Here is a 4,018-nt window from a genome sequence, read left to right as displayed (position 1 = left end):
GCGGCCGGCGTGGTGCCCCAGTCCTCGTGCAGCTTGAGGCCGATGACGCCGGCCTCCACCTGCTCGCGCAGGGGGTCGGGCAGGCTGACGTTGCCCTTGCCGAGGAAACCCAGGTTCATGGGGAAGGCATCCGCCGCCTGCAGCATGCGGGCGATGTGCCAGGGCCCCGGGGTGCAGGTGGTGGCGTAGGTGCCGGTGGCCGGGCCGGTGCCGCCGCCGATCATGGTGGTCACGCCGCTCATCAGGGCCTCTTCGATCTGCTGCGGGCAGATGAAGTGGATGTGGGTGTCGATGCCGCCAGCGGTGACGATCATGCCTTCGCCGGCAATCACCTCGGTGGCCGCGCCAATGGCGATGGTCACGCCGGGCTGGATGTCCGGGTTGCCGGCCTTGCCGATGGCGGAGATGCGTCCGCCTTTGATGCCGATGTCGGCCTTGACCACGCCCCAGTGATCCAGGATCAGGGCGTTGGTGATCACCGTATCGGCCACCTCGAAGGACAGGCGCTGGCCCTGCCCCATGCCGTCGCGGATCACCTTGCCGCCGCCAAACTTCACCTCTTCGCCGTAGATCGTGTAGTCCTTCTCCACTTCGATCCACAGCTCGGTGTCGGCCAGGCGCACCCGGTCGCCGACGGTGGGGCCAAACATTTCCGCATAGGCGCGGCGCGAGATCTTTGCCATGTCAGGCCTCCAGGGAAAGGGGTGTGAAATCGGGGGCAACGGCCGCGTCAACCGTAGGGGCGACTTCAGTCGCCCGCGGACTTCGATCAAGGGCATGCCTGTGATCAACGCGCGGGTGGGCGACTGAAGTCGCCCCTACAGTCGCCCCCACAATCAGCCCCACGTGTGCAGCGCTTCTCATAGGGCCCCCATCACCTTGCCGTTGAAACCGAAGACCTTGCGGTCGCCGCCCAGGGCCACCAGCTCGACAGTGCGGGTCTGGCCGGGCTCGAAGCGCACGGCGGTGCCGGCGGCGATGTTGAGCCGGAAACCCCGTGCGGCGGCCCGGTCGAAATCCAGGGCCAGATTGGTTTCGGCGAAGTGGTAGTGGGAGCCCACCTGGATCGGGCGGTCGCCGGTGTTGGCCACCGTGATGGTCAGGGTGCTGCGGCCGACGTTGAGTTCCAGCTCGCCGTCGAGGGTGTCGATTTCACCGGGGATCATGATCGCGCCTCACACAATGGGCTGATGAACGGTGACGAGCTTGGTGCCGTCGGGAAAGGTGGCTTCCACCTGGATGTCCGGGATCATCTCCGGCACGCCTTCCATGACGTCGGCGCGGGTCAGCAGCGTGGTGCCGTAGTTCATCAGTTCGGCCACGGTGCGGCCGTCGCGGGCCCCTTCGAGGACGGCGGCGCTGATATAGGCCACCGCTTCCGGGTAGTTGAGCTTGAGGCCACGGGCCTTGCGCCGCTCGGCCAGCAGGCCGGCGGTAAAGATCAGCAGTTTGTCTTTCTCGCGGGGGGTCAGTTCCATGAAGGATCCCTTTCGTTGACGGTCGGGCGGGCACAGGGCGCGCCGCAAATGATAGTGGTGGAGGCCGCGCTGCGGCCATCCACGGACACCGATATCAGGTATGCCAGATTCGCGGCACCTCCGCCGGGCGCCCTGCCAGGGCGGGCCGCAGCACGGACCACACCGCCACAAACCAGGCCCGCGCCGCCTCGGCCGAAGGCCCCAGGTAGCGAGCCACCAGCAGGCCGGGCAGACGCGTCACGGCCGCATCACCGACCAGTGGGCGAATCTCGCGGCAGGCCGCCAGCAGGCTCGCATCGAGCGCCTCGGACGCCACCAGCAGGCTGCCGGTGACCGGCTGCCCGCACAGGCCCACCGGCGAATCCAGCAGGCGCGAGCCCCCTTCGATCAGGCCCTGCTCGCTCCAGATCAGCCGGCCATCCCGCTCGATGCGTGACGCCAGCCGCAGTTGCCCGCGGGTCAGGCGCTCGCCGGACGCGGTGCGGCCCAGGCACAGCAGATCCAGCCCGATGAAGGTGGCGTCGCCGGCCAGACGCACGACGGTCTCGGTGCGCCCATTCACCCGGTCGAAAACAATGCTCTCCTGGGGCAGCCACTCCAACACCCCGCCCCGGCCCACCTCGAATTCCAGGCGCTGGGTGGCCAGCGGGCCATTGCTGCGATACCACTTGCCAGCCCCCGGCGTGGTGATCAGGGCCTTCGCACCCTCGCCCACCCGGACCTGCACCGTCAGCGCATCGCCCCCGGCGATCCCTGCCGGCGGGTGCAGCATCAGGGCGTGGCACACCTCCGGCCCCTCGGGATAGAGCGCCTTCTGCACCCTCAAGGGGCCTTCATGACGCCTATGCACCAATACAGTGCCATGGTTAGCGCGAGCCTCGAAGCCGAGCTCCAGGCGCGCGCACCAATTGCGGGCGTTATTGATTGATAAATCAGCGACCTCGGAAGGCCGTGCCCCAAGTGGGGGAGAAATCGTCACCTGCATGGCGTGGGGAGCAGCAAGAGGCGTGCCGGGGAACGCCCCCTTTCAGGCAAGGAGATATCGAGCCTAAAACCCCTGAAACAGCAGATCCAGCGCTGCAACGATCTCCACGCGCCGGTCATCCAGTGACATGACCGGCTGTTTGAGCATCTGCACCGGTACGGCGGCCATGCCTTGGGTCATCATGACGACACTTCGGCCTTCGACCTCGAACACCGGATTCAAACCCTTGGCGAATACAGGGATCTCGTCCAGCAGAAACAGGGGCGCGACGACCCGGGTTGAGAAGTGGCTGTTGATGTCGGCCTGCAGATCCAGGAGGTAACCGTCCCGCTCAGGGTTTTGATAAACGGTGTACCGCGGCATCAGAAGCTCCGGTACTTGGCCAGGGGCAAACCGTTCTTCTCGACGTAGTCATTCCAGCACTCGAAGGCCTTGGCGTTCTCTGCCACCCACAACTCTGCGCGCCTCTCGGCCACGGCCCTGGCCACGCCAGCTTCGGCAGCCTGGGAGATGTTGATGCGCAAGGCCTTGGCGTCGGCCAGCACGGTCTCTGACAAGGAGACATTGGTGGCTTTCTTGGCAATGGTCGAAGGCGCATTGCTTGCAGTCATGGTGGGCTCCGGCGTGGGTGGACGCTCATGACCATACCGAAAATGCGCATCCAGGGAAACATCCCGAATGCACGCCTTCCCCCTCACACCGACAACATCTCCCGCACCTGCTTGGCCTCCATCTCGTCGCCGCGCCCGGCGCTGATGATCTCGCCGCGCTCCATCAGCAGATAGTGGTCGGCCAGGGAGCGGGCGAAGTCGTAGTACTGCTCCACCAGCAGGATGGCCATTTCGCCGGTTTCGGCCAGGGCGCGGATGGCGCGTTCGATGTCCTTGATGATGGAGGGCTGGATGCCTTCGGTGGGCTCGTCGAGGATCAGCAGCGTCGGCCCCGGGGCCAGGGCACGGCCGATGGCGAGCTGTTGCTGCTGGCCCCCGGAGAGGTCACCGCCGCGGCGGCGCATCATCTGCTTGAGCACCGGAAACATCTCGAAGATGCGGGTCGGCACCTGGGCGCTGGCCGGCCGGGTGGCGAGGCCCATCAGCAGGTTCTCCTCCACCGTGAGACGCGGGAAGATCTCGCGCCCCTGGGGCACATAGCCGATGCCGGCGCGCACACGGCCATAGCTGGGCGCCTTGGTGATGTCCTGCCCGCCCAGCTGGATGCTGCCGGTGGCGGCGGGCACCAGGCCCATCAGGGTCTTGAGCAGGGTCGTCTTGCCCACCCCGTTGCGCCCAAGCAGGGTCGTGACCTTGCCCATGGGCACCTCGAAGCTGAGGTTGCGCAGGATGTGGGAGCCGCCGTAGTACTGATTGAGATTGGTGACGGTAAGCATGGTCTTGTCCTTGATGAATGTCTTTGTTCCGGCGCAGGCCGCTGCACAAGGAGCGACCTTGGGGCGATTTATCGGGGCGGCAGGAGCTGCGGGGGCGACCTGTAGGGGCGACTTCAGTCGCCCATCACGCGTCGATCACAGGCATGCCCTTGATCGAAGTCCGCGGGC

The 4,018-nt window shown here is 66.3% G+C and carries 7 protein-coding genes; all 7 read right to left on the bottom strand.

The genetic code is table 11. The annotated features are described in order from the left end of the window. The coding region (locus ACIQ09_RS21815) for an urease subunit alpha (protein WP_398314461.1) at positions 1 to 683 on the bottom strand (683 nt) is incomplete at its 3' end. Between the two features lie 177 nt (positions 684 to 860). Further along, positions 861 to 1,166, bottom strand: coding sequence for an urease subunit beta (locus tag ACIQ09_RS21810; RefSeq protein WP_398314459.1), 306 nt, complete (start codon positions 1,164 to 1,166; stop codon positions 861 to 863). Between the two features lie 9 nt (positions 1,167 to 1,175). After that, complete coding sequence (ureA, locus tag ACIQ09_RS21805) at positions 1,176 to 1,478, bottom strand: urease subunit gamma (RefSeq protein ID WP_299883959.1); 303 nt, start codon at positions 1,476 to 1,478, stop codon at positions 1,176 to 1,178. Positions 1,479 to 1,572: 94 nt separating this feature from the next. Next, positions 1,573 to 2,298, bottom strand: a complete 726-nt coding sequence (locus ACIQ09_RS21800; protein WP_398314464.1) for an urease accessory protein UreD — start codon at positions 2,296 to 2,298, stop codon at positions 1,573 to 1,575. Between the two features lie 228 nt (positions 2,299 to 2,526). Next, a complete protein-coding gene (locus ACIQ09_RS21795; RefSeq protein WP_398314456.1) occupies positions 2,527 to 2,826 on the bottom strand; it encodes a CcdB family protein in 300 nt (99 codons plus the stop codon). Then, positions 2,826 to 3,074, bottom strand: a complete 249-nt coding sequence (locus ACIQ09_RS21790; protein WP_398314454.1) for a type II toxin-antitoxin system CcdA family antitoxin — start codon at positions 3,072 to 3,074, stop codon at positions 2,826 to 2,828. Before ACIQ09_RS21790 ends, ACIQ09_RS21795 begins: the two co-directional genes overlap by 1 nt. Positions 3,075 to 3,157: 83 nt before the next feature. Further along, positions 3,158 to 3,850: an urea ABC transporter ATP-binding subunit UrtE gene (gene urtE / locus ACIQ09_RS21785; RefSeq protein ID WP_398314452.1), complete on the bottom strand. Its 693-nt coding sequence runs from the start codon at positions 3,848 to 3,850 to the stop codon at positions 3,158 to 3,160. Between the last annotated feature and the right edge of the window lie 168 nt (positions 3,851 to 4,018).

The organism is Zoogloea sp. (assembly GCF_044344315.1).
Taxonomy (GTDB): domain Bacteria; phylum Pseudomonadota; class Gammaproteobacteria; order Burkholderiales; family Rhodocyclaceae; genus Zoogloea.
Note: the sequence above shows the minus strand (reverse complement) of the source record. Positions and strands in the feature narration are given on the sequence as shown.

Excerpts from the sequence above, each read along its gene's own strand:
- ACIQ09_RS21810 (WP_398314459.1), bottom strand. The coding sequence starts at position 1,166 with ATGATCCCCGGTGAAATCGACACCCTCGACGGCGAGCTGGAACTCAAC.
- ureA (WP_299883959.1), bottom strand. The coding sequence starts at position 1,478 with ATGGAACTGACCCCCCGCGAGAAAGACAAACTGCTGATCTTTACCGCC.
- ACIQ09_RS21795 (WP_398314456.1), bottom strand. The coding sequence starts at position 2,826 with ATGCCGCGGTACACCGTTTATCAAAACCCTGAGCGGGACGGTTACCTC.
- ACIQ09_RS21790 (WP_398314454.1), bottom strand. The coding sequence starts at position 3,074 with ATGACTGCAAGCAATGCGCCTTCGACCATTGCCAAGAAAGCCACCAAT.
- urtE (WP_398314452.1), bottom strand. The coding sequence starts at position 3,850 with ATGCTTACCGTCACCAATCTCAATCAGTACTACGGCGGCTCCCACATC.